Source organism: Pseudooctadecabacter sp. (assembly GCF_020627745.1).
Lineage (GTDB): Bacteria > Pseudomonadota > Alphaproteobacteria > Rhodobacterales > Rhodobacteraceae > Octadecabacter.
In genome coordinates this window covers 64034-88481 of record NZ_JAHDGE010000007.1, presented here as the reverse complement: position 1 = coordinate 88481, position 24448 = coordinate 64034, and the positions used below count along the sequence as shown (strand labels likewise).

22 protein-coding genes are annotated in these 24448 nt (G+C 60.7%); 16 read left to right on the top strand and 6 right to left on the bottom strand.

The annotated features are described in order from the left end of the window. A partial coding sequence (gene dxs, locus QZ653_RS05410; protein ID WP_296418317.1) for a 1-deoxy-D-xylulose-5-phosphate synthase occupies positions 1 to 1809 on the top strand: 1809 nt, incomplete at its 5' end. A 3-nt stretch (positions 1810 to 1812) separates the two neighbouring features. Here the strand turns inward: dxs and idi are convergent. The 6 genes from idi to QZ653_RS05380 form a co-directional block, all read right to left on the bottom strand. Further along, entirely contained in the window at positions 1813 to 2361 is a 549-nt protein-coding gene (idi, locus tag QZ653_RS05405; RefSeq protein ID WP_296418399.1) for an isopentenyl-diphosphate Delta-isomerase, read from the bottom strand. Continuing rightward, positions 2358 to 3536 (bottom strand): geranylgeranyl diphosphate reductase, encoded by a 1179-nt coding sequence (locus QZ653_RS05400; RefSeq protein ID WP_296418315.1) that lies wholly within the window; start codon positions 3534 to 3536, stop codon positions 2358 to 2360. Before QZ653_RS05400 ends, idi begins: the two co-directional genes overlap by 4 nt. Before the next feature lie 2 nt (positions 3537 to 3538). Continuing rightward, positions 3539 to 4795, bottom strand: coding sequence for a PucC family protein (locus QZ653_RS05395; RefSeq protein WP_296418314.1), 1257 nt, complete (start codon positions 4793 to 4795; stop codon positions 3539 to 3541). Next, positions 4795 to 5694: a chlorophyll synthase ChlG gene (chlG, locus tag QZ653_RS05390; protein WP_296418398.1), complete on the bottom strand. Its 900-nt coding sequence runs from the start codon at positions 5692 to 5694 to the stop codon at positions 4795 to 4797. The genes QZ653_RS05395 and chlG overlap by 1 nt, the downstream gene beginning before the upstream one ends. 107 nt (positions 5695 to 5801) lie before the next feature. Continuing rightward, entirely contained in the window at positions 5802 to 7217 is a 1416-nt protein-coding gene (ppsR, locus tag QZ653_RS05385; RefSeq protein WP_296418313.1) for a transcriptional regulator PpsR, read from the bottom strand. 35 nt (positions 7218 to 7252) lie between these two features. Beyond that, on the bottom strand, positions 7253 to 8068 hold the full coding sequence (locus QZ653_RS05380; RefSeq protein WP_296418311.1) for a B12-binding domain-containing protein: 816 nt from the start codon (positions 8066 to 8068) through the stop codon (positions 7253 to 7255). 291 nt (positions 8069 to 8359) lie between these two features. Between QZ653_RS05380 and bchF the strand changes: the two genes are divergently transcribed. From bchF to QZ653_RS05305, 15 genes are all read left to right on the top strand, one after another. Further along, complete coding sequence (gene bchF, locus QZ653_RS05375) at positions 8360 to 8848, top strand: 2-vinyl bacteriochlorophyllide hydratase (protein WP_296418309.1); 489 nt, start codon at positions 8360 to 8362, stop codon at positions 8846 to 8848. Next, positions 8845 to 10131 carry a ferredoxin:protochlorophyllide reductase (ATP-dependent) subunit N gene (locus QZ653_RS05370; protein WP_296418307.1) on the top strand — a complete coding sequence of 429 codons (1287 nt, stop codon included), beginning with the start codon at positions 8845 to 8847 and terminating at the stop codon, positions 10129 to 10131. Before bchF ends, QZ653_RS05370 begins: the two co-directional genes overlap by 4 nt. Before the next feature lie 94 nt (positions 10132 to 10225). Beyond that, positions 10226 to 11782 (top strand): ferredoxin:protochlorophyllide reductase (ATP-dependent) subunit B, encoded by a 1557-nt coding sequence (gene bchB / locus QZ653_RS05365; RefSeq protein ID WP_296418306.1) that lies wholly within the window; start codon positions 10226 to 10228, stop codon positions 11780 to 11782. Next, complete coding sequence (locus QZ653_RS05360) at positions 11772 to 15305, top strand: cobaltochelatase subunit CobN (protein ID WP_296418304.1); 3534 nt, start codon at positions 11772 to 11774, stop codon at positions 15303 to 15305. Before bchB ends, QZ653_RS05360 begins: the two co-directional genes overlap by 11 nt. Before the next feature lie 130 nt (positions 15306 to 15435). After that, positions 15436 to 16332 (top strand): ferredoxin:protochlorophyllide reductase (ATP-dependent) iron-sulfur ATP-binding protein, encoded by an 897-nt coding sequence (bchL, locus tag QZ653_RS05355; protein ID WP_296418302.1) that lies wholly within the window; start codon positions 15436 to 15438, stop codon positions 16330 to 16332. Next, on the top strand, positions 16332 to 17018 hold the full coding sequence (gene bchM, locus QZ653_RS05350) for a magnesium protoporphyrin IX methyltransferase (protein WP_296418300.1): 687 nt from the start codon (positions 16332 to 16334) through the stop codon (positions 17016 to 17018). The genes bchL and bchM overlap by 1 nt, the downstream gene beginning before the upstream one ends. Then, positions 17015 to 18448, top strand: a complete 1434-nt coding sequence (locus QZ653_RS05345; RefSeq protein ID WP_296418298.1) for an MFS transporter — start codon at positions 17015 to 17017, stop codon at positions 18446 to 18448. The genes bchM and QZ653_RS05345 overlap by 4 nt, the downstream gene beginning before the upstream one ends. Positions 18449 to 18464: 16 nt before the next feature. Continuing rightward, complete coding sequence (puhA, locus tag QZ653_RS05340) at positions 18465 to 19247, top strand: photosynthetic reaction center subunit H (RefSeq protein WP_296418296.1); 783 nt, start codon at positions 18465 to 18467, stop codon at positions 19245 to 19247. A 21-nt stretch (positions 19248 to 19268) separates the two neighbouring features. Further along, complete coding sequence (gene puhB / locus QZ653_RS05335; RefSeq protein WP_296418294.1) at positions 19269 to 19898, top strand: photosynthetic complex putative assembly protein PuhB; 630 nt, start codon at positions 19269 to 19271, stop codon at positions 19896 to 19898. Between the two features lie 6 nt (positions 19899 to 19904). Continuing rightward, a complete protein-coding gene (puhC, locus tag QZ653_RS05330) occupies positions 19905 to 20360 on the top strand; it encodes a photosynthetic complex assembly protein PuhC (RefSeq protein ID WP_296418292.1) in 456 nt (151 codons plus the stop codon). 25 nt (positions 20361 to 20385) lie between these two features. Continuing rightward, positions 20386 to 20682 carry a hypothetical protein gene (locus QZ653_RS05325; RefSeq protein ID WP_296418290.1) on the top strand — a complete coding sequence of 99 codons (297 nt, stop codon included), beginning with the start codon at positions 20386 to 20388 and terminating at the stop codon, positions 20680 to 20682. Then, a complete protein-coding gene (gene acsF / locus QZ653_RS05320) occupies positions 20679 to 21806 on the top strand; it encodes a magnesium-protoporphyrin IX monomethyl ester (oxidative) cyclase (protein ID WP_296418288.1) in 1128 nt (375 codons plus the stop codon). Before QZ653_RS05325 ends, acsF begins: the two co-directional genes overlap by 4 nt. Further along, a complete protein-coding gene (gene puhE / locus QZ653_RS05315) occupies positions 21806 to 22609 on the top strand; it encodes a putative photosynthetic complex assembly protein PuhE (RefSeq protein WP_296418286.1) in 804 nt (267 codons plus the stop codon). The genes acsF and puhE overlap by 1 nt, the downstream gene beginning before the upstream one ends. Further along, complete coding sequence (gene hemA / locus QZ653_RS05310; RefSeq protein WP_296418284.1) at positions 22599 to 23813, top strand: 5-aminolevulinate synthase; 1215 nt, start codon at positions 22599 to 22601, stop codon at positions 23811 to 23813. Before puhE ends, hemA begins: the two co-directional genes overlap by 11 nt. 115 nt (positions 23814 to 23928) lie before the next feature. Next, positions 23929 to 24426, top strand: coding sequence for a c-type cytochrome (locus QZ653_RS05305; protein ID WP_296418283.1), 498 nt, complete (start codon positions 23929 to 23931; stop codon positions 24424 to 24426). Positions 24427 to 24448 lie beyond the last annotated feature (22 nt).

The following is a 24448-nucleotide window of genomic DNA, read 5'->3' as shown; positions in this document are numbered from 1 at the left end:
CGGGCCGAGGTCGTGTCCGCCGTGTCTGAAACAGGCGGGCATCTGGGGTCGTCCCTCGGGGTGGTTGAAATGACCGTGGCGCTTCATGCGGTGTTCAACACGCCCCATGACAAGATCGTGTGGGACGTGGGTCACCAGTGTTATCCGCACAAGGTCCTGACCGGCCGTCGCGACCGCATCCGCACCCTGCGCCAAGAGGGCGGGTTGTCCGGTTTCACCAAACGATCGGAGTCCGAATATGACCCATTCGGTGCGGCGCATTCGTCCACGTCGATTTCCGCAGCACTTGGCTTTGCCACCGCGCGGGATTTGGGTGCGCCGACAGGTGATGCCATTGCGGTGATCGGGGACGGGTCGATCTCAGCCGGAATGGCCTATGAGGCGATGAACAATGCAGGCGCCGAAGGCCGCCGGTTGTTTGTGATCTTGAACGACAATGAAATGTCGATTGCGCCACCGGTGGGGGCGATGTCGAAATACCTCAGCAGTCTCTATTCCAGCCCGGCGGCCACGATGGCCGAAGGGTTTGAGGCCGCATTGCCCGGCCCCTTGCGCGACCACGCGCGCCGCGCGCGGCAGTTGGTGACGGGGCTGAATGGCGGGTCGGGGACCTTGTTTGAGGAGTTGGGCTTTCAGTATGTGGGGCCTATCGACGGGCACGACATGGGGCAGTTGCTGAGCGTGCTGCGCACCGCCAAGGTGCGGGCCACGGGGCCTGTGCTGATCCATGCCTGTACGGTGAAAGGCAAGGGCTACGCCCCAGCCGAGGGGTCTGACGACAAATATCATGGCGTCGCCAAGTTTGACGTGGCCACCGGCGCGCAGAAGAAATCACGCCCGAACGCGCCAAGCTACACCAAGGTGTTTGGGGAAAGTCTGGTGAAAGAGGCTGAATCAGACCCTAAAATTGTCGGCATTACCGCCGCGATGCCATCGGGGACCGGTATTGATATTTTCGGCAAAGCCTTTCCGAAACGGACCTTTGATGTGGGTATTGCTGAACAACACGCTGTGACCTTTGCCGCAGGATTGGCGGCGTCGGGGATGAAGCCGTTCTGCGCGATTTATTCATCGTTCCTGCAACGCGGGTATGACCAGATTGTTCATGATGTTGCCTTGCAAAATCTGCCGGTGCGCTTCGCAGTAGATCGTGCAGGACTTGTCGGCGCTGACGGGCCGACCCATGCAGGGGCGTTTGACATCGGCTATCTTGCAGCGCTGCCCAATATGGTCGTCATGGCCGCCGCTGATGAGGTGGAGCTGATGCACATGGTGGCCACCGCCGCCGCCTATGACGCCGGGCCAATCGCCTTCCGCTATCCACGCGGCGAAGGCGAGGGAATGGAGATGCCTGAGCGCGGCGAGGTGCTGGAGATCGGCAAAGGTCGGATCGTTCAGGAGGGGACCGACGTGGCCTTGCTGTCCTTTGGGGCGCATCTGGGCGAAACCCGCAAAGCGGCCCGGTTGTTAGAGGCGCAGGGGGTCAGCGTCACCATCGCGGATGCGCGGTTTGCCAAACCGTTGGACATGGCAATGATCCGCAAATTGGTGAAGACCCACCGCGCTGTGATCACGATTGAACAGGGTGCCGTGGGGGGCTTTGGCGCCATGGTGCTGCAATCGCTCGCGCGGGAAGGTCTGCTGGCTGAGGCGCAGTTGCGCACCATGACGCTGCCGGACCGGTTCATTGATCAGGCGGCCCCGGATGCGATGTATGCGGACGGCGGGTTGTCGGCTGTGGATATTGCCGCCACCGCGATGGAGGCCGCGGGGATCGACGCTGCAAAGTCACCGATTAAGGTGAAATAGGGTCTATTCTCCGGCCTGCGCCATAGAAGTTTGGTCCGCGATCACCAGATCGAGGTGATCGGCCAGATAGATCTGAAGCCAAGGGGTATATTTGTCGGGATGGCGCGCGACCTCGGCTGCGAGTTCGTAGATGTCGACCCAACGGGTCGCCATCACTTCATCCGGGTTCAGGTCCAGTTCAAGAGTGCGCTCAGACGCGGGGGCGACGAACAGATCGACCACTTCGTGTTCGATCAACCCGTCGCCCACATTGGCGCGATATTCCAGCTGATCGCGGTAGACGGGATACAGACCGGTGATGCCCAGTTCGTCCTTTAGCCGGCGCACGGCACAGGTGCCTGCATCTTCGTCCCAGTGGGGATGGGTGCAGCAGGTGTTCGCCCACAGACCTGGCGTGTGATATTTCGACAGGGCGCGCTGCTGGATCAGCACGTTGGTGCCGTCCATCACAAAGACCGACACCGCCTTGTGACGCAGACCCTTCACATGGGCCTCCAGCTTATCCACGGGGGTCAGGATACCGTTCACCCAGGTCGGGATCATTGTCATCAGACGTGATGCGGCCGGACCAGACGCGTCAGATGCGCAAGGTTCTTGATGCCGATTTTGATGTGGGCCATGGGGCGGGCTTTCACGAGTTTCTTGTTCATATACGCCTCAAACGTGAGGCGCTGCACGTCGACATCATGACACAGGGACACAAAGCGTTCGCGGCGTTCGTCGGATTTATAATAGGCATCCTGCATGGAGCGAAGAACCTTGAAGACCATCTTGTGTTCTTTCATGAACGCCTTGCGCGCGAGCTGTAGGTCGCGGACCTTGCCGGAGGCGAGGCAGGCCAGACACGCCTCAGCCGCGACGCGACCGCCGACCATGGCGTAGTAGATCCCTTCGCCGGACGAGGGGGCCACGACGCCTGCGGCATCGCCGGCCAGCACCACATCGCGGCCATTGTCCCAACGGTCCAGAGGTTTCAACGGGATCGGCGCGCCTTCCTTGCGGATGGTTTTACAGTCGGTCAGGCCGGACGCCGCGCGCAGTTTGGCGGTGGCTTCTTTGAGGTCGACATCCGTCACTTCGGTGCCCATGCCGACGCTGCATTGCGCGCCGTGGGGGAAGACCCAACCGTAGAAATCGGGGCTGATCGCGCCGTCATAGATGACATCGCAGCGCATGGGGTCGTAGGCGGCATTGGCCTGCGGTGCTTCGATGATTTCGTGATAGGCGATGACGTAGGGAATAGTGTCGCCGCCCGGAACCTCTTGCGTGCCGACCTTGGACCGTGCGCCGTCCGCGCCGATGACAAGCCGTGTCGTCAGGCGTTGTTCGTTGCCGGAGATTTTGTCGCGGAACACCACATGAGTGCCCGCATCATCACGGTCGATCCGCAGGAAGGTGCCGGTATACCGATGCGCGCCGGCGGATTTGGCGCGGGCGCGGAGGAATTCGTCGAAATGTTCACGGTCGACCATACCGACGTAGCCGTTCTCAATCGGGATATCCACGTGACGTTGTGTGGGGGAGATCATCCGCGCTGTGTTCACACGGGCCACGATTTGCGCGTCGGGGATATTGAAGTCTGCGATCAGACGCGGGGGGACCGCCCCGCCGCAGGGTTTGATGCGACCGTCGCGGTCAATCATGGCGACTTTTTTGCCCGCGCGGGCGAGGTCTTCTGCGGCAGTTGCCCCTGAGGGTCCGCCTCCGACAACGACGACATCATACATGGCTATTCTCCTGGTTGGAGGATGGGAGGGGAGGCGGGCGATTGGCCCAGAATACGAAGGGCAACGAAAGCGGCTGCGCAGAACAACGCGGCCTCAAGCGTGAAGACAGTGGCATAGGCGGTGGTGTCCGGCAGGATCAGACGGATCAGATCCAGCATACCCGTGGCAATCAGACCGGCGAGGCCAGCGGCAATCGCCTGTGCCGCGCCGAAGACCCCCATGCGGACGCCGGTTGATCCTTCGCGTTCAGACGACAGGACCATCATCGACCCGACCGCGCCCACGACAAACAGGCCGTTGCCAAGGCCAAGCGTGACGGAGGACGCGATCAGCGACATTTGTGCGCCCAGCGCCAGAAGGCCCGCGGCTGAAATCAGGCACCCGGCCACGGCCCACATGCGCAGCGTTCCAATCCGCAGCGATGACAAGACTCCGGCCAAGATCATCCCCAGCAGGGCCGCGCCGTCCTTGCCGCCGGACAGCTTGGTGGATGCTTCGGGGGAGAGGCCATGGACGTGGCCTGCGAAGGGTTCGAAAATCAGTTCGGACAGGTAGAAGGCGAAGATGGACAGGAAGACAAAGCCGGTAAAGCGACGCGCGGCGGGATCGGCCCATGTGGCGCGCAGGGCGGGGCCAAGCGCCGTGTGTTCCGGTGCGGGGGCAGGCCCGAGTTTGCGTTCCACCCCGAGGGTGGCGAGGATGCACAGCAGCACCGCGATGGCGGCGACCACAGCCACCACAGCGACGAGGCGTTCGGGTGAATAGGGATCAAGCGCGATGCCGGTGCCGATGGAGGCGATGATCGCCCCTGCGATCAGGAACAGCCATGCGGTTGTGGCCGCACCCCCTTTGCCGCGACCTGTTGTTGTCGTGGCCAGAAGTGCAAGAAAGGAAGTGCCCGCCGCGCCGATCCCGAGGCCGAGTGCTGCATAGGCCCCGATCCAAAGCAGCAGTGCCATGCCGGGTGCGGTGCTGGCCACAAGGATGGCATAGGCGGCTGTGACGATGGCGAGTGCCGTGACGACGATGCCGCCCAATATCAGCGGTGTCCGCCCGCCCCGTGCATCGGACCGGTGACCCCAGACAGGCCGTGTCAGTTGCACGCCATAGTGCAGGGCGACCAACAGGCCGGGCAGTAGGGCCGGCAGGCTGAGTTCCACGGTCATGAGGCGATTGAACAAATTGACGGGTAGCGCGGCCAGCCCGCCGATGGCCATATTGACCAGACACAGACGCGCGATTGTCGGCCAGCCCACCATCAGACGATCCCCTTGAGCGCCACAGCCGCGACCATCATGCCCGAGATGTAGAAGAGGACTCCGGTGCCGTTGTACCATGGTGCCTTGCCCTTTGGGTCGCGCAACATGACGGACATCGCCCAGCCTTGGGCAAGCAGCAGAACAGACACTATTCCGGCCTGAAGTGGCCGGTCCCATAGGAACAGAAGGGCGATAACAATCACCTGCGGTGCGGCCATGATGGCGCAGGCCAGCCGCGCTGCGCGGTCTGGGCCAAGGGTAACGGGCAGGGAAGCGACGCCGGTTTGGCGGTCGCCTTCAAGCGCTTTGAAATCGTTGAGGGTCATGATGCCGTGGGCGCCAATCCCGTAGAGGGTGGCGATCAGCACGATCCGCCAATCGGGCGCGCCCGCAGACAGCACCACCGCGCCGGTGATCCAGGGCAAGGTTTCATAGCTGAGGCCCACGAGGCCCGGCCCCCACCAGCCGGATCGTTTCAGGCGGACCGGTTCGGCGGAATAGGCCCAAGCGGCCAAAACACCCAGCACCGTTGCGGCAAATCCCCAAGGACCAAGCAACGCGCCAACAGCTAACGACAGGACCGACATCATCAGGGCAATCCACAGCCCCCACCGTCCGGGGATACGGCCCGACGGGATCGGACGATCCGGTTCGTTGATGGCGTCCACATGCCGGTCGCACCAATCGTTGGCCGCCTGCGACATGCCGCAAACGATGGGCCCTGCGAGAATTATGCCGATCACGACGAGCGACAGGTTCGACAAGGGCGAGACGCCCGACGACACCGTGCCGCACAGATAGGCCCACATCGGCGGGAACCACGTGATCGGTTTGATCAGCCGAAGCGCTGCGGCAGGTTCGGGATACCGACGATGGGGAATGGTGGGGCTAACACTCATAACTGTAAACATAAGCTTACAGTCGTAGAATCAGCAAGTGTTAAGTCATGTTTACAGGTGCGACACAGCTGGGCGGTGTCGCAGAACCCTTCGATGATCCACAGGGATCAAACGTTCTTGTTCAAAAGGTGGTATTTGCGCAGTTTGACGTAAAGCGACTGACGCGACAGGCCGAGCATTTCTGCCGCAGCGACACGATTGTTCGACGTCAGTTCAAGCGCGGTTTCGATACACATGCGTTCGACCACGTCGGTGGTTTCCGCCACGATTTCCTTCAACGTGGCGCTGCCCACCAGTTCCATGACGGATTTGACGTTTTCCTCACCCACAGGGGCGGGGGACACGCGGACGGCATCAGCACGGGAGGCATCGCGCAGGATAAACGCGTAGCCGGGGTGTTCCAGATCGCTGAGGTAGGTCGCGGAAATTTCAACCGTGCGGGGTTCGCCAAATTCACCGGCCATCTTGGTGGAATAGAGACGGATGTGACCCACGCGGGCCGCGTTTTCCAGCAATACGCGCAGATCGACGCTGCCGCGATGCAGGTAATCCGCCAGTGACCGGCCTTTGACGTTCAGCGCATGGGCGGCATTGGTCAGTTCGAGAAAAGCCTCGTTCACGGACGCCAGATTGCCGTCAGAGTCGGTGAAGGCGATTGCGTCGGCGCCCTGGTCAAACAGACCGGACAGCCGTTCCGGAAGATCATCGGACACCGTGGTGCCACCGTCTGTCAGATCAAGACGGCACAGAATAATCCGTTCGCCCGTGGCGCGGAACATCGTGGGATGCACGCGGATTGATTTGCGGCTGTGACGGGTCTGCGCGGCCAGCGACGACGGCCCTTCGGCAAGGGCCGAGGACGACAGCGCATCCATCAACTCCCCCTTGCGGCGGCCGTCAAATTCCTGTGCGAAGGCGGACCCGATCAGGTCATCACGGTCCCGGCCCAGCAAACGGGCGGCAATGGAATTGACATCGACGATCCGGCCGGTGCCCACAGCGACAAAGACGACGGCATCCCTGCTGGATTCCATCAGCACGCGGAAACGGGTGTCATATTCGCGCTGCTGTTCGTAATCCTGTTCCAGTGCGATCTGTGCTTTGACCAACTGTTGCTGCATGTCCGAAATCGGACGCAGATCACGGCCAAGCATCAGCAATGACCCGTCCGGTCCCACATGATGCAATGTGTAATTCACCGGCAGGCCAAGGTCCTTGCGGTCGTTGGCGTGATTGAGCTGAACAGGGCGCGCGTCTGGGTCGCCCTCGACAAAACTTTTAAGCGCACGTTCGAATTTCGGGATGCTTTCGGTTGTCAGCGTTTCCGCGACTTCGCGACCTTCCCAGTGACCCAGATCCTCGATTGCGGCATGGGTCGGGTTGGTGATCACCGATTTAATCAGTCCGGTGTCGCTGATCACGAGGGCAATGTCTGCAAGGGCCGCGATGATATCGCCGAGCATTTCCGGCGCGATCAACGGAATGGTACCCGTATCCCAGTATTTGGTTCCGCGTGAGGTCACAGCGTGGCCTGAGGATTGGGGCCGCGCACCACGGCTTAGGTCCGATGTCCGGACTGGATTGTTGCGTTGCGCGTTGTCTTTGTCAGCCCGCAATGTTCAAGCGCCTCGATCGGATCTTTTGTCGCGAAATCGGCACCCGTTGCCAACCTCACATCCGCCTCTTGATCCAAAACGGTCCCGCCAACGATGATCGGCGGAGAACCAGAAACAGATTTCCGAATAGTTTCTACGTATTCACGCAGGAAATCAAGGCTCTCGAATATGGTGGCCGAGATCAGAATGGCATCAAAAGAGCTGTCCTTGAGCATCCCGCGCAGGTCCTGCGGGGAGGCCCCCATCGCAAGCCGGACCGACAGCCCCATCTGGCGCAGCTGACCGCACAGAATGGACGCGCCAAGGGTATGATAGGCGTCCTTTGTGACGATCACGATGACGCCGGTGCCGGTGCTGTTGTCCGTCTGGTTCCGTGCGTCATGCCACCAGTCCTTGCCCAACACCCGCAGTGCGGACTGAAGACGGGACACACCGATGGTCACGTGTCCGAAGCTCAGTTCGTCCTCGCACCATTCATCCCCCATCTGACGCGCAACTTCTGGGATGTAGTGGACGGCAATCACCTCAGCCGTGATGCCGCGATCAAGCATGCTTCTGACGACATCCGGCACCTCGTTGTGAAGGCCGGCCGCGGCAGCGTCATGCAGCTTTTTGACCAGCCCTTTGTCGAGGGGAAGACCCGTCTTGGGGGAGCGGTTCGCCACGACGGACAGGGCGCGGGACGCCAGCGCGTCGACCGACGCGTTCGCCCCCGCCTTGTCGGCGGGCCGTTTGTCCGACTTTGACTGTTCGGCCATTTCACAACTCCTGCGGGACCTGGCCGGCTGGAAAGCATATCCTTTCCGCAACGTCCAGAACCGCGACAGCATTGTCCGTCATGACCCTGTCAATGTCAAAGGTAATTGACAGATTGTTTTTGCCATGCCCTTAAATGGGGCTGTACCCCCAGCAAATGTTGACAGTTCTGCCTGTTTGCCGAGGCTGACAATCTGCACGGTGTGTAAACCATCTGACTGTAAATCTAAATTGACACTTTGCTGTTTTGGCGCGTACATTTGTTCCTGAAGACCTTTAGGGAACATCACGTCATGCGAGAGCAGCCAGCCTCTCATTCCGGGAAAACCACGCTGTACACAGCCGCAGAACGCGCCCGTCGGGACGCGACGAAGTGGACGTTGGTGCAGGGCATTCTGGCCCCGTTGCAATTTGTGGTGTTTCTGGTGTCTGTGGCGCTGGTCTGGCGGTATCTGGCGGTGGGCGAAGGCTACGCCGCGGCAACGGTTTCGGTGGTCATCAAGACGGGTGTTTTGTACCTGATTATGGTGACAGGCGCGATCTGGGAAAAGGTCGTCTTCGGGCAGTATCTTTTTGCGCCAGCGTTCTTTTGGGAAGACGTGTTCAGCTTTGGCGTGATCGCGCTGCATACCCTTTATATCTATGGGCTTTTCGCAACCGGTTGGTCTGCTGAAACGCTCATGTGGATCGCAGTGGCGGCCTATGCGGCCTATGCCATCAACGCGGCGCAATTTGTCTGGAAACTGCGCCGTGCGCGCCTTGATGCGCAGGTGCCTGTATGACGTATGCCCCCACCCCGCCGACCGGTGGCGGTTGCCGCACGGCGCCCGTCCTCAAAGAGCGCGGCCAGAGGGAGGTTTTTTGCGGCCTCACCGGCATCATCTGGCTGCACCGCAAGATGCAGGACGCCTTCTTTCTGGTCGTCGGGTCGCGGACCTGTGCACATCTTTTGCAGTCTGCGGCCGGTGTCATGATTTTTGCCGAACCTCGATTCGCGACAGCGATTCTCGAAGAAGGGGATCTGGCGGGTCTGAAAGACGCGCAGGACGAACTGGATGCCCAAGTTGACAGATTGCTGGCCCGCAGGCCGGACATCAAACAGCTGTTTCTGGTGGGGTCTTGCCCGTCTGAAGTGATCAAGCTGGACCTCGCGAAGGCGGCGGAACGGCTCAGCATCACGCACGGGCCTTCGGTTCGGGTCCTGAATTTTTCAGGTTCGGGAATCGAGACGACGTTTACCGAAGGTGAAGATGCCTGTCTGGCCTCCATGGTGCCGGTGCTGCCGGAAACGGATGCGCGGCAGTTGGTTGTTGTGGGGGCGTTGCCCGATGTGGTCGAGGACCAGATGCTGGCGCTGCTGGGCGGTTTGGGCATCGACACCGTGCGGTGTCTGCCCACGCGGACGGCGGCGGATGAATTGTCGGTCGGGCCGAATACTGTCTTTGCCCTGACGCAGCCGTTTCTGGGTGAAACCCATGCGGCATTGTTGCGCCGTCATGCGCGGCATCTGCCTGCGCCGTTTCCCTATGGTGAGGAAGGCACGACCGCCTGGCTTGCCACGATCGCGGCCGAGTTCGGGGTTGATGCAGACACTTTTGCCAAAGTCACCGACGCCCCCCGTGCCCGTGCACGGGCCGCCGTGTCGCAGGCATCCGAGGCACTGCGCGGCAAATCGGTGTTTTTCATGCCGGACAGTCAGATGGAAATTCCGCTGGCGCGGTTTCTGGCGCGCGAATGCGGGATGCAGCCCATAGAAGTGGGCCAGCCTTATATTCACGACGCGCTGCATGGCCCCGATCTGGACCTGTTGCCCGCCGGCCCGCAGATTTCCGAAGGTCAGGATGTGGACAAACAGCTGGACCGTGCGCGCGCGGCCCGGCCTGATCTGACGGTTTGCGGCCTTGGTCTGGCCAACCCGTTGGAGGCCGAGGGTCTGACCACGAAGTGGGCCATCGAATTGGTCTTCACGCCCGTGCATTTCTACGAACAGGCTGGCGATCTGGCCGGATTGTTCAGCCGCCCCGTGCGGCGTCGGAACATGCTGGGTCTGGAGGCTGCGGAATGAAGGACGTTGTTCCAAACCTGCTGATGGGTGCGAACGCGTTTTGCTATCGCAAATCGCTGCCTCGCACGCACCGAAAGTTTCCTGAGGAAACCTCATGAAGCTTTCGGTGTGGACATATGAGGGCCCGCCCCATGTCGGCGCAATGCGCGTCGCCACCGGAATGAAGGGCCTGCACTACGTGCTGCACGCGCCGCAGGGCGATACCTATGCGGACCTGCTGTTCACTATGATCGAACGGCGCAATCATCGCCCACCGGTCAGCTACACCACCTTTCAGGCGCGTGATCTGGGCGCGGATACGGCGCATCTGTTCAAGGACGCCTGTCAGGATGCCGTGGACCGGTTCAAGCCGCAGGCGATCATCGTTGGCGCGTCCTGCACGGCCGAGTTGATTCAGGATGATCCCGCCGGTCTGGCCGAAACGATGGGCTTTGATATTCCTGTCATCCCGCTGGAGCTGCCATCCTATCAGCGCAAGGAAAACTTCGGCTGTGATGAGACGTTCTTTCAGATCGTCCGCCATCTGGCCAAACCGATGGAGCGCACCGCGCGGGTGACGTGCAACCTGATCGGGCCCACGGGCCTTGGGTTCCGCCACCGTGATGACATCGAAGAACTGACCGGTCTGCTGTCCGACATGGGCATCGACGTGAATGTCTGCGCGCCCATGGGGGCCACGCCCGCTGACATCGCCCGCATGGGGGCCGCGCATTTCAACGTGCTGATGTATCCTGAAACCGCCGAAAGTGCCGCGCGCTGGATGGAACGGGAACTGGACCAGCCATACACCAAGATCGTCCCCATCGGGGCCGGTGCGACCCGTGATTTTATCGCGGAAGTGGCAGCGATCACCGGAAAATCCGCATTGATCGACGAAAGCCGGTTGCGGCAGCCGTGGTATGCCGCCAGCGTCGACAGCACCTATCTGACCGGTAAACGCGTGTTCCTGTTTGGTGACGGCACGCACGTGAAGGCCGCCGCCCGCATCGCCCGCGACGAGATGGGGTTCGAGGTCTGCGGCATGGGGTGTTTCAACCGTGAAATGGCCCGCGATATTCGCAAGACGGCCAAAGACTACGGCGTCGAGGCGCTGATCACCGACGATTACCTTGAGGTCGAGGAAGCGATCGAGCGTCTTCAGCCCGAAATGATCCTTGGTACCCAGATGGAGCGCCACATCGGCAAGCGGCTGGGCATCCCCTGTGCGGTGATCTCCGCGCCGGTCCACGTGCAGGATTTCCCCGCGCGCTATTCCCCGCAGATGGGCTTTGAGGGTGCGAATGTGATCTTTGACACCTGGGTGCATCCGCTGGTGATGGGCCTCGAAGAGCACCTGTTGCACATGTTCCGTGAGGATTTTGAATTTCACGATGATGCGGGGGCGAGCCATCATGGCGGTCAGGCCAAGCCGCGCGTCGTGGAGGGGGACCAGTCCCCCACGCCTGCGGCGTCCCCCCTGGAGTTTTCGGATCAGAAGAATGCGGACGACAATGTCATCTGGCTTGATGATGCGGAACGCGAGTTGAAGAAGATTCCGTTCTTTGTGCGCGGCAAGGCGCGGCGCAACACCGAGAATTTTGCGACCGAGCGCGGGCTGGCGGAGATTTCTGTCGACACCCTTTACGAAGCGAAGGCCCATTTTGCGCGATAGTGTTGATCATATCCCCTACCGCGTCGTGATTGTGACGTTGGACCAGCACACCGCTGGCCCGATTGCGCGGCTTGCGCCGAAGATGGCGGCGGAGTTTCCGGGCCTCACGGTTGAGGTTTTTGCGTCCGCGGAGTGGGAAGCGAACCCGGCGGCGAAGGACGCGGCTGTGAAGGCTGTGGGTCAGGCAGACATTATTGTCGGCAATCTGGTGTTTCTTGAGGATCAGTTGAACGCGATTGTGCCTGCAATGCAGGCGCGGCGCGATGATCTGGATGCGTTTGTCGGCGTCATTGCGGACCCGGCGATTGTGCAAATGACCAAGATGGGCGACTTGGACATGTCCAAGCCCGCCTCCGGGCCCATGGCTTTGTTGAAGAAGCTGCGCGGCGCGAAAAGCCATGACAGCGCGTCGGGCGCCAAGAAGATGAAGATGCTGCGGCGGTTGCCGAAGATCCTGCGGCTGATCCCCGGCAAGGCGCAGGACCTGCGGACGTGGTTTTTGTGCATGCAGTACTGGCTGGGCGGGTCTGACGAGAACATCGAACAGATGTTGCGGATGTTGCTTGCCCGCTATGCCACGCGGCATGAGTGGGGTGGGATCACCGTTGAGGCCCCGCGCGACTATCCTGAAACGGGACTATATCACCCAGATTTGCCCGCTGAGGGCATTGTTACGGACCTGTCTGAATTGCCCGAAACAGACGGGCCCAAGGTGGGGCTGCTGATGCTGCGGTCCTATATTCTGGCGGGCGATACGGCGCATTATGACGCCGTTATTCGTGCGTTTGAGGCCAAGGGCCTGCAGCCGGTGCCTGCCTTTGCGGGGGGCCTTGACGGGCGTCCGGCCATGGATGCCTATTTTGACGGTGTCGATGCGATGGTGTCGTTGACCGGGTTCAGCCTTGTGGGTGGGCCGGCGTATAACGACAATGACGCGGCGATTGAGGCTCTGACACGGCTTGATGTGCCTTATGTGAATGCACAGCCGCTTGAGTTTCAGACACTTGGTCAGTGGGCCGAGGGCAAGCAGGGGCTTGGGCCGGTTGAGACGACGATGCTGGTCGCGCTGCCTGAAATTGATGGTGCGATGTCGCCGACCGTTTTTGCCGGACGTCACGGGCCCGAAGGCTGTGCCGGCTGTGCGCATCGGTGTCAGGCCAAAGAAAAGGCCATGGCGCCGTGCCATGAGCGGATCGACAGTCTGGCCGAGAAAGTGCAGCGCCTGGCGCATCTGCATCGCGCTGCGAATGCCGACAAGAAGGTTGCGGTGGTTCTGTTTGGTTTTCCACCCAATGCGGGGGCTGTGGGTACGGCGGCCTACCTGTCGGTTTTCGAGAGCCTGTTCAACACGCTGACGCGGATGAAAGCAGACGGCTACGACGTTGAAGTGCCTGCCACGGTGGACGACCTGCGGGCGGCGATTTTGCAGGGCAATGCCGCGCAATATGGACAAGAGGCGAATGTCGCGGCGCATGTCAGTGCCGATCACATCGTCGCGAACACGCCGCCTTTGGCCGAGATAGAATCTGTTTGGGGGCCTGCCCCCGGCAAGGTTCAATCGGACGGACGGGGTGTTTTCGTTCTGGGGGCGCATTTTGGCAATGTCTTCGTGGGCGTCCAGCCGACCTTTGGCTATGAGGGCGACCCGATGCGGTTGCTGTTTGAAGAGGGCTTTGCCCCGACCCATGCCTTTGCCCAGTTTTATTTGTGGCTTCGCAATACGTACTGCGCTGATGCGGTGCTGCATTTCGGGATGCACGGCGCGTTGGAATTTATGCCCGGAAAGCAGGCCGGATTGGGCGCGCGGGATTGGCCGGACCGGCTGATGGGTGAGATGCCGAATGTCTACCTTTATGCGGCCAACAACCCGTCCGAGGCGACGCTGGCCAAACGGCGATCCGGCGCTGTGACCGTCACGCATTTGACGCCGCCGTTGCAGTCGGCGGGGCTGTATAAGGGGCTGGCCGAGTTGAAGGACAGCCTGACGCGATGGCGGGGATTGCCTGCGGGTGATCCTGATGCGGCTGCGTTGGAGGAGTTGATTGCCGCACAGGCGGAGGCTGTCGATATGGGCGGCGTTGCGCCCGATGCGCTGTGGCTGACGTTGCTTGAGACTGAAGACGCGCTGATCACCGATGGTTTGCACATTGTGGGCCGGACCATGGCCGATGCGGACGCTGAGGCGATGTTAAACCTTATGTCGTTCGAGACCGCCCCCGATCGTGCCGATGCGAAGCGTCGCATGCTGGCGTCTGGGGAGTTGGACGGCCTGATGAAGGCCTTGTCGGCGCGCTATGTGGCACCGGTGCCCGGCGGTGACGTGATCCGCAGCCCCGAGATTTTGCCCACCGGGCGTAACATTCATGCCTTTGATCCGTTCCGGATGCCAACCGCCTTTGCCATGCAAGACGGCGTGCGGCAGGCGGAGCTGTTGTTGGAAACCCATGCGAGCGTGCCGCGCACGGTGGCTTTGGTGCTGTGGGGGTCGGACAATATCAAATCCGACGGCGTGCCGATTGCGCAGGCTTTGGGTCTGCTGGGGGCGAAACCCCGGTTTGATTATTACGGCCGCTTGTCCGGCGCGGATTTGATCCCGTTGGAGGAGCTGGGGCGTCCGCGTGTGGATGTCATCATGACGCTGTCGGGTATTTTCCGCGATCTGCTGCCGTTGCAGACACGGATGCTGGCAGAAGCGGCGTTCAAGGCGGCTGTCGCGGATGAACCGCTGGATCAGAATTATGTGCGCGCCCATGCGCTGGCCTACGCCAACGAGATGGGGTGCAGCATGGAAGAGGCGGCTTTACGGGTCTTCTCAAATGCGGAAGGGGCCTATGGGTCCAACGTAAATTCCCTTGTCGACAGTTCTGCGTTTGAGGGTGAGGACGAGTTGGCCGACGCCTATGAGGCGCGCAAGTCCTTCGCGTATGGAATGGACGGCAAGCCCACGAAGAACGCCAACCTGTTGCAGGCCGCGTTGAAGGATGTGGATGTCGCCTATCAGAACCTTGAAAGTGTTGAATTGGGTGTCACCACGGTGGACCATTATTTCGACACGCTGGGGGGCATTGCCCGTGCTGTGAAGCGCGCCAAGGGTGAAGATGCGGCGGTCTATATCGGGGACCAGACCCGTGGGGCCGCGAAGGTGCGCACATTGAAGGATCAGGTCGCATTGGAGACCCGCAGTCGTGCGCTGAACCCACGGTTCTTTGAGGCGCTGTTGGAGCATGGCCACGAGGGCGTGCGTCAGATCGAGGCGCATATCACCAACACGTTGGGCTGGTCGGCCACGACCGGACAGGTGGAGCCTTGGGTCTATCAAAAGCTGAGCGAGACCTTCGTTCTGGATGCAGAGATGCGGGAACGGCTGGCGGCGCTCAACCCGCAGGCGTCGGTGCGGATGGCGTCGCGCCTGCTGGAAGCATCGGACCGTGCGTACTGGTCGCCGGATGAGGATACATTGGCGGGGCTGCAGGATGCGGCAGATGCCCTGGAAGACCGGTTGGAGGGGATTGCAGCGGAATGAGCATGACCCATGGCATATGCGCCTGCGGCGAGCGGGGAGGGGGGCCAGCCCCCCGTCCTGCGGACTCCCCCCGGCATATTTTTGAACCAAAGAAGCGGGGCGTTGGGCCCGGCTGTGAAGGGAGGGCGCTATGAGCCCCAGAGACGAGATACCGAACCTGCGTGGCGAGGATGGCGAAGGGTCTGTGCAGGTGCATCAGGATGCGTCGGTGCAGATTGAGGGTGCCAAGGTGTTTGCGATCTACGGCAAGGGCGGGATCGGCAAGTCGACCACGTCCAGCAATATGTCAGCGGCCTTTGCCAAGATGGGCAAACGGGTGCTGCAGATCGGCTGTGACCCCAAGCATGACAGTACCTTCACGTTGACAGGTCAGTTGCAGCCCACCGTGATCGACATTCTGAAAGAGGTGGATTTCCACCCTGAGGAGTTGCGGCCCGAGGATTTCGTGACCGAAGGCTATGGCGGTGTGAAATGCGTGGAGGCCGGTGGCCCACCTGCAGGCACCGGCTGTGGTGGCTATGTCGTGGGGCAGACGGTGAAACTGCTCAAGCAGCACCATCTGCTGGAAGACACCGACGTGGTGATTTTCGATGTGTTGGGTGATGTGGTCTGTGGGGGTTTTGCCGCCCCGTTGCAGCACGCCGACAAGGCGTTGATCGTCACGGCCAATGATTTCGACAGCATCTATGCGATGAACCGGATCATTGCCGCCGTGCAGGCCAAATCGAAGAACTACAAGGTGCGGCTGGCGGGATGTGTCGCGAACCGGTCCAAGGACACCGACGAGGTGGATCGTTATTGCCGCACGGTGGGGTTCAACCGGCTGGCGCATATGCCCGATGTGGATGCGATCCGCCGCAGCCGTTTGAAGAAGAAGACGTTGTTTGAAATGCCTTTGGACGATGAGATTGCCGCCTGTCAGGCCGGATACATCAAGATGGCTGAGGCGCTGTACAACAGCACCGAGGTGACGACGCCCGATCCATTGGAAGACCGTGACATCTTTGAACTGCTTGGGTTTGATTGATGAGCTATGACGCCACACGCGACCGGGTCGAACATTATTTCGACCGTACGGCGACCCAGACATGGGAGCGTCTGACCTCTGACGCGCCGGTGTCGGGTATCCGTGCGACCGTGCGCGCGGGGCGTGATCGGATGCGGGCGGTTATGTTGGGCCAGTTGCCGGATGATCTGACCGGGTGCCGGATACTGGATGCCGGTTGCGGGACGGGGGCCAAGGCGGTTGCTCTGGCCGAACGCGGGGCCGAGGTTGTGGCCGTCGATATCGCGCCGGAGATCATCAAGATTGCCGAGGCGCGCTGCCCGGATCACCTGCGGCGGCGGATCACGTTCACGGCGGGGGATATGATGGACCCGGCCCATGGCTCGTTTGACCACGCAGTGGCCATGGATTCGATGATCTATTACGATGATGCGACGTTGGTGAGCCTGTTGAAGGCCAACGAGCGGCGCATCCGCGGCAAGTTTATCTTCACCCTCGCCCCCAAGACGCCGCTATTGATGGCGATGTTTCGGGTGGGAAAGCTGTTTCCGCGCGCGGACCGGTCGCCCGTGATGGTGCCGCACAACACGCATAAACTGGCCAATGATCTGCGCATAGCAGGTGTGCACGGACGGCTGGCAGAGGTCGAGCGTGTGACATCCGGTTTCTACATTTCGCAGTGTCTGCGGTTCGGGGGACGGCCATGATTTTCCGCGCTGCCGATTTGCAAAAAGTGACCCTGAGGATGCTGCCCTTTGCGGATGCAGCCAGCGTTGGTCTGCCCCTGGGGCAGTTGTTGCGGTTGGCGCTGTTTCAGGTGTCCGTTGGCATGGCGGGCGTGTTGTTGCTGGGCACGTTGAACCGCGTGATGATTGTGGAACTGGGTGTGCCTGCGTTGATCGTGGCGGTGATGATTGCCATTCCGGTGCTGGCGGCCCCGTTCCGCGCGCTTCTGGGGTTCAAATCGGACACGTATCGCAGTGCGATTGGTTGGAAACGTATCCCCTACCTCTGGTTTGGGACGTTGTGGCAGTTTGGTGGCTTGGCGATCATGCCGATGGCGCTGTTGGTGCTGTCGGGCAATACTGCGGTCGATATCCCCGAAGGCGCGCGGCAGTTTGCCGCCGGTCTGGCGTTTTTGCTGACGGGTGTGGGCATGCACATGACCCAGACGGCCGGTCTGGCGCTGGCGGCTGACCGCGCGGATGATGAAACGCGGCCACGGGTGGTGGCGCTGCTTTATGTGATGTTCCTGCTGGGGATGCTGGTGGCCGCCATTATCATCGGCACCCTGCTGCGTGACTTTAGCGAGTTGAAGCTGGTGCAGGTCGTGCAAGGGGCCGCCGTTGTCACCATCGTTCTGAACCTGATCGCCCTGTGGAAGCAGGAGAAGGTCAAGCCGATGTCGCGGGAAGAACGCGCCGCACCCAAGCCGACCTTTGGCGATGCCTGGGCGGACTTCACGTCAGGCGGGACGGCGGGGCGTTTGCTGGCGGTCGTCTTCCTCGGGACGATGGCGTTCAATATGCAGGACGTATTGCTGGAGCCTTACGGGGGGGAGATCCTTGGCCTCAGCGTGTCATCAACGACGTTGCTGACGGCGGCGTGGGCCATTGGCGCGTTGCTGGGGTTTGCGGCAGCCGCGCGCTGGTTGGCGAAGGCCACGGACCCTTACCGGATCGCAGGCCGTGGACTCCTCGTGGGATTGATTGCCTTCAGTTCCGTCATCTTTGCAGCCCCGCTGGACAGCGGTGCTTTGTTCTTTGCCGGGGCATTTGCCATCGGCCTTGGTGGGGGCCTGTTTTCGGTCGCCACGTTGACCGCTGCCATGACCATGCCCGCAGGCGGGCTGGCGGGGCGCGGTCTGGCGCTTGGTGCGTGGGGGGCCGCGCAGGCCACTGCCGCCGGGCTGTCTACGGTGATCGGGGGCGGCCTGCGGGACGTTGTCGGTGGCCTTGCTACTCAGGGAACCTTTGGAGAGGCGCTCGCCACGCCATCCACGGGCTATTCTGTCGTGTATCACACGGAGATTGGCCTGCTGTTTATCACTCTCATCGTGTTGGGGCCGCTTGTGCGGGTCCGGGCGATGACCGGAACCGCCAAGACCAAATTCGGTCTGGCGGATTTCCCAACCTAAGACGGAGGACATACCCATGGTTGGCGTAGACTTTTTTGGAAATTTCGATCTGGCGAGTGCAGCCATCTGGCTGTTCTACATCTTCTTTGCGGGGCTGATCTATTACCTGCAAACGGAGAACATGCGCGAAGGTTATCCGTTGGAGGATGACGACGGCAATATTGCGCCCAACCAGGGGCCGTTTCCGGTGCCAAAGCCAAAGACCTTTGATCTGCCGCACGGGCGCGGTCAGGTGACAGTGCCCAGCCTTGAGAACGAGTTGGCGCACAAACGCGAAACCCTCGCGCTTGCGCGCACGTCCAAGGCCGCAGGGTCGCCCTATGTGCCCACCGGTGATCCGATGGTCGATGGCGTCGGTCCTGCCGCCTGGGCGCCGCGCCGTGATGTGCCGGAGCTTGACGGCCACGGCCATGTCAAAATCCGCCCCATGGCGAGCCTGCCCGAGTTTGCCCATTCCGCCGGTCGTGATCCGCGCGGCAAGCCGGTTGTGTCCGGTGACGGTGAGGTCGTGGGTCGCGTGACGGACATGTGGGTCGACGTGCCCGAACAGCTGGTCCGTTTCCTGCAAATGGATCTGAACCCCGAAGGGTCCGGCCAGATGCGCCTGATCCCGATCAATCTGTGCCGGATCGGCACCGACCGGGTCACGGTCAAATCGCTTTATGCCCATAATTTCCCGGGCATCCCTGCAACCAAATCTGCGACGGAAGTCACGCTTTTGGAGGAAGAAAAGGTCATGGCGTATTACGCCGGTGGCACTTTGTACGCCTCGGAAAAGCGGCTTGAGCCGCAGCTGTAAGACGTAAGAAAGGACGGACCGATGTCCCACGACGATTTCAAATTCGAACCTGTACGGGGGTTGCCAGAGGCATTGCCCGAAGGGGAACACATCCTGTGGCAGGGCAGCCCTTCGGTGCTGCGTCTGGCGCGCGATGCGATGAAATTGTACTGGGTCATCGGGTATTTCGTCCTTTTGACCGTCTGGCGCGTGGGTGTGTCCTCGACCTTCGTGCCGATGGATCAGGCATTGGCGCATGGCGTCCCGTTCGTTGTGATCGGGACGCTGTGTTGCCTGCTGATTTTGGGGCTGGCCACCATGCAGGCGCGGTCGGCGGTCTATACGCTGACGAACAAGCGCGTGGCGATGCGGATTGGTGCGGCCCTGACGATGACATTGAACCTGCCTTACACGCAGATCGGCAATGCGGCGCTGGACCTGAAGAAAACCGGCCACGGCACGCTGGCGTTTGAACTGATTGGCGACACTCGGTTCAGCCATATGATGAGCTGGCCGCATGTGCGTCCTTGGTACGTGTCCAAAACGCAACCTGCGTTCCGGTCCATCCCCGACGCCCAAAACGTGGCGCAGATTTTCGCGGAAGCCGCCGAGGCGCGTGTCTCCCAACCCCAAGTGGAACGCATGGAACCCCATGCCGTCGCAGCGGAGTAATCGGTCATGTCCCTTTCAGAACAGATGAAGCACCGCGACAAGGACATGGTCCCCCGTTTTCTGGTGGTCGCCATGTTCAGCCTGATGGCGGCGTCTTTGGCGCTTGTCGCTTATGCGCAGTGGTTTGATGTGCCCAACACAGGCGTCATCGATCGTGCGCCGGTGGCGCGGCAGATGTCGCTGCAGTTCGAAACCTCCCGCGAGGGGGTATCGACCGTTTATGACGAAGACGGCGTGCAGATCGCCCATTCCGCCGATGACCTGATGGGGTTTGTGGGCGTCATGGGCATCGTGATCAAACGCGAACGTCTGGTGGCGGACACGCCCAACACAGCGCCGGTCACATTGATCGAACGCACCAATGGCACCTACGCGATCGAAGATCCCGAGACCGGATGGTCCGTGGAGCTGGTCGGCTACGGCGCTGACAACGTGGCAGCCTTCGCCGGGCTGCTGAACTGAAACGAAGATAAAGGAGGGAACCCCCATGGGCCTTTTGACACGAACCAAAGAAGAGGTGCCCTGCGTGGTCACCATTTCGCACCGCTTTGAGGAACTCAGCGCGCATGTGAAATTCACGGACGGATCGGTCGTTGGGCCGGGGGACACCGTGAAGGTCCACGGGGCTGAGATCATGGCGCCTTTCGGTGAGGTGGTCGAAGAGAAACGCATGGCGACAATCACACGGGCCAGCGGGCTGGAACGTATGTGGACGCGGGCCACGGGTGATTTTGAATTCATGGAGCTGTGCGAATTCAGCTTTTCCGAGGAGGTGACGGTATGAACGCGCACATCAAACACTCCGCCGATGCCACCACCGTGGAAGAAGGTCTGGCGATTCAGGAAGAGCAGGCAAAGTTTGACGATGATTTTGCCACGGAAACGGCGATGTCGAACACGCTGCTGACGCCGCGATTCTACACCACCGATTTTGAGGAACTGGACGCCATTGACGTGACACCTGTGCGCGCCGAATGGGACGCGCTGATCGCCCAGATGGAAAGCGACCCCAATAAGGGCCATTTCAAGAAGAACGAAGATTGGGACCACGTCGATTGGGACGGGATGGAGCCGAAGCTGAAGGCGGAGTTCATCGACTTCCTGATCTCAAGCTGCACCGCCGAATTTTCCGGCTGTGTGCTGTACAAGGAAATGAAACGCCGGGGGTCCAATCAGGACATCACGCAGCTGTTTCAGCTGATGGCACGGGATGAGGCGCGTCATGCGGGCTTTATCAACGACGCCCTGCGGGAGGCTGGCCTGCGCGTGAACCTTGGGTTTTTGACGCAGTCGAAGAAGTACACCTATTTCCGCCCGAAGTTCATCTACTACGCCACCTATCTGAGCGAAAAGATCGGCTACGCGCGCTATATCACGATCTTCCGCCATCTTGAGGCGCATCCCGAACACCGCTTTCATCCAATTTTCAAGTGGTTCGAGGAATGGTGCAATGATGAGTTCAGCCATGGCGAGGCCTTTGCCCTGCTGATGAAGACGGACCCGAAACTGACCGAAAGTTTCACCAACAAGCTGTGGATCAAGTTCTTCCTGACGGCGGTTTATTCCACCATGTATGTGCGTGACCATCAGCGGCCTGCGTTCCACAAAGCGTTGGGCGTTGATCCCGATTGGTATGCCCATGAGGTGTTCACCAAGACCTCTGTGCTGACGGGTCAGATTTTCCCGCTGATGTTGGATATCGAACACCCCCGGTGGCAGCGCAATCTGGTGCGGATGCAAAAAGCCAATGTGCAGATTGCCGAGGCTAAGAAACGCGGTGGTGTTTCGGGTTTCTTTGGCAACATCGCAGGGTCTGCCAAGGCAGCGCTGGCGTTTGTGTCCCTCTATACGATCCCCGCGATCAAACATCAGGTGCCTGAAAGCACCGTGTTGAGACCTGCCTACTGATGGGGGTCTGGGGCGCATCTCTCATCGCGCTCTTTACCTGGTGGTTCGCCACCGGGGCGATTTTGTATGTCATCCGTCGGGCGGACCGGACGGGTGGCAACGCCTACAACGTGGCCGTGTTCATGTCCGTGCCTGTTTTGGCGCTGGGCGTGGCCGGTGTGGTTGTGTCTGCGCCCGACACGGGGCTGACGGGGCTTTATGCCGGGTTCTTCGGGGCGCTCGGCATTTGGGCGTGGATCGAATTGTCGTTCCTGTCCGGTGTGATCACCGGACCCGAGCGGGCCAGTTGCCCCGAAGGGGTGGTCGGCGCGCCACGGTTCTGGCGCGCATGGGATGCATTGGCCCATCATGAAATCCTGCTGCTGGCGGGCATGGCGTTTGTCGTGTTGGCGACCAGTCAGGCCGACAACCAGATTGCCCTGTGGACCTATGCGATCCTGTTTTTTGCGCGCATCAGTGCCAAACTGAACCTGTTTTTCGGGGTGCCGCGCATCAATTTCGAATTCCTGCCCGTGCCCTTGCAACATCTGCGCAGCCACCTGCGCCAAGGGCCGATCACCGCGTTTTTCCCGTTATCGGTGACGGTGCTGTCCTTTGCGGTGGCCTGTTTTGCGCAACTGTTGATGACCGCCGAGACCACGGTAGCGGCCACAGGCTTTGCCCTTTTGACATCCCTCAGCGCGCTGGCGTTGCTGGAACACTGGTTCATGGTGATCCCGCTGCCGGACGCAAAACTCTGGCGGTGGATGCTGCCGGAACACAAACGATTTACGACTGCCAAGGAAGAGACCAATGGATTTTGATGCCCTGTTTAACGACCAGCTGGACCAGTTGAAAAATGACGGCAACTACCGCTATTTTGCAGAACTGGAACGCCAATGTGGCAAATTTCCCAAGGCTGCCAACCACGCCGATGAGGGCGTGCGCGATGTGACGGTGTGGTGTTCCAACGACTACCTTGGCATGGGCCAAAACCCGAAGGTGATTGATGCCATGGTTGAGGCCGTGCAGCGCACCGGCACTGGCGCTGGCGGCACGCGCAACATCTCTGGCACGAACCACGACCATTTGCTGTTGGAGGCCGAACTGGCCGATCTGCACGGCAAGGAGGCGGCGTTGCTGTTTACCTCCGGCTATGTGTCCAACTGGGCCGCACTTTCCACGCTTGGCAGTCGCTTGGAAAATTGTGTGATCCTGTCGGACGCGGGCAACCATGCGTCGATGATCGAGGGCATCCGCCATTCCAAGGCCAAAAAGGTTATCTGGAACCACAATGATGTGGCCGACCTTGAGGCGAAGCTGGCAGCGCTGCCCGCAGATCACCCCAAGATCGTCGCCTTTGAGTCGGTTTATTCCATGGATGGTGACATTGCCCCCATTGAGGCAATTTTGGATGTCGCGGAAAAGTATGGCGCGATGACCTACATTGATGAGGTCCACGCCGTGGGCATGTATGGCGCGCGCGGGGGCGGCGTGTCCGAGGAGTTGGGTGTGGCCCATCGGATCACCTTGATCGAAGGCACGCTGGGCAAGGCATTCGGCTGTGTCGGCGGCTACATCACCGGATCCGCCGCGCTGTGTGATTTCATCCGCAGCTTTGCCAGCGGGTTCATTTTCACCACGGCCTTGCCACCCGCCGTGGCCGCCGCCGCATGTGCGTCGATCAAACACCTTAAGGTCAGCCAGTTCGAACGGGCAGGGCAACGCCGTCAGGTAGCCAAATTGCGTGCCATGCTGGACGCGCAAGGCATCCCGCACATGGAAAACGACAGCCACATTGTGCCGGTGATGATTGGTGATCCGGTGAAGACCAAAATGCTCGCTGATTATCTGATGGATGAATGGAACATCTACGTGCAGCCGATCAACTATCCGACAGTGCCCAAGGGCACCGAACGGTTGCGGTTTACGCCGTCCCCATTGCACACGGATGCGGATATCGCCCATTTGGTGGCGGCGCTGACAACCCTTTGGAAACAATGCGCTATCGCGCATCAGGTGGCGTGATATCGCATATCATTCACGGAATCTCTATTTCTTCTGGACGGCACACCGCCGCACACTACCCTTTTATCCGATGCGGCAACCTGCCGCGCTGAAACTTGACGTTAGGGAGACAATGATGACCAAGTTTATCTACGCAGCAGCTGCGGCGCTTTTGGCAGGCCCGGCATTTGCAGACGGCCACGCCGCAACAGGTGATGCGGCCGCCGGTGAAGAACAATTCAACCGCCAGTGTGTGGCCTGTCACGTTGTGGCAGACGCGGACGGCGAGGTTTTGGCAGGCCGCAACGCGCGCACCGGTCCAAACCTGTATGGCCTTGCTGGCCGCCAGTTGGGCGCAGTCGAAGACTTCCGCTACGGCGACAGCATCCTCGAGCTGGGCGAGATGGGCACAGTCTGGACCGAGGAAGCGTTCGTCGGTTACGTGCAGGACCCGACCGGCTGGTTGCGTGAAACACTCGACAACAACCGCGCACGGGGCAAGATGGCCTACCGCGTCCGCGACGAGGAAGAAGCGATCAACATTTACGCCTACCTTGCGACATTCGGCGCAGACGAGGGTGAGATGGAAGATGGCGAGATGGAAGAAGACGGCGACAGCGACAGCGATTCCTAAGCCTTCGGTTTTCCAAAGTATT

Excerpts from the sequence above, each read along its gene's own strand:
- QZ653_RS05325 (WP_296418290.1), top strand. The coding sequence starts at position 20,386 with ATGGGCCTTTTGACACGAACCAAAGAAGAGGTGCCCTGCGTGGTCACC.
- acsF (WP_296418288.1), top strand. The coding sequence starts at position 20,679 with ATGAACGCGCACATCAAACACTCCGCCGATGCCACCACCGTGGAAGAA.
- bchF (WP_296418309.1), top strand. The coding sequence starts at position 8,360 with ATGCGAGAGCAGCCAGCCTCTCATTCCGGGAAAACCACGCTGTACACA.
- bchL (WP_296418302.1), top strand. The coding sequence starts at position 15,436 with ATGAGCCCCAGAGACGAGATACCGAACCTGCGTGGCGAGGATGGCGAA.
- QZ653_RS05395 (WP_296418314.1), bottom strand. The coding sequence starts at position 4,795 with ATGGTGGGCTGGCCGACAATCGCGCGTCTGTGTCTGGTCAATATGGCC.
- bchM (WP_296418300.1), top strand. The coding sequence starts at position 16,332 with ATGAGCTATGACGCCACACGCGACCGGGTCGAACATTATTTCGACCGT.
- puhB (WP_296418294.1), top strand. The coding sequence starts at position 19,269 with ATGTCCCACGACGATTTCAAATTCGAACCTGTACGGGGGTTGCCAGAG.
- bchB (WP_296418306.1), top strand. The coding sequence starts at position 10,226 with ATGAAGCTTTCGGTGTGGACATATGAGGGCCCGCCCCATGTCGGCGCA.
- QZ653_RS05370 (WP_296418307.1), top strand. The coding sequence starts at position 8,845 with ATGACGTATGCCCCCACCCCGCCGACCGGTGGCGGTTGCCGCACGGCG.
- QZ653_RS05400 (WP_296418315.1), bottom strand. The coding sequence starts at position 3,536 with ATGTATGATGTCGTCGTTGTCGGAGGCGGACCCTCAGGGGCAACTGCC.
- hemA (WP_296418284.1), top strand. The coding sequence starts at position 22,599 with ATGGATTTTGATGCCCTGTTTAACGACCAGCTGGACCAGTTGAAAAAT.
- QZ653_RS05305 (WP_296418283.1), top strand. The coding sequence starts at position 23,929 with ATGACCAAGTTTATCTACGCAGCAGCTGCGGCGCTTTTGGCAGGCCCG.
- chlG (WP_296418398.1), bottom strand. The coding sequence starts at position 5,694 with ATGAGTGTTAGCCCCACCATTCCCCATCGTCGGTATCCCGAACCTGCC.
- puhE (WP_296418286.1), top strand. The coding sequence starts at position 21,806 with ATGGGGGTCTGGGGCGCATCTCTCATCGCGCTCTTTACCTGGTGGTTC.
- QZ653_RS05345 (WP_296418298.1), top strand. The coding sequence starts at position 17,015 with ATGATTTTCCGCGCTGCCGATTTGCAAAAAGTGACCCTGAGGATGCTG.
- puhC (WP_296418292.1), top strand. The coding sequence starts at position 19,905 with ATGTCCCTTTCAGAACAGATGAAGCACCGCGACAAGGACATGGTCCCC.
- puhA (WP_296418296.1), top strand. The coding sequence starts at position 18,465 with ATGGTTGGCGTAGACTTTTTTGGAAATTTCGATCTGGCGAGTGCAGCC.
- QZ653_RS05380 (WP_296418311.1), bottom strand. The coding sequence starts at position 8,068 with ATGGCCGAACAGTCAAAGTCGGACAAACGGCCCGCCGACAAGGCGGGG.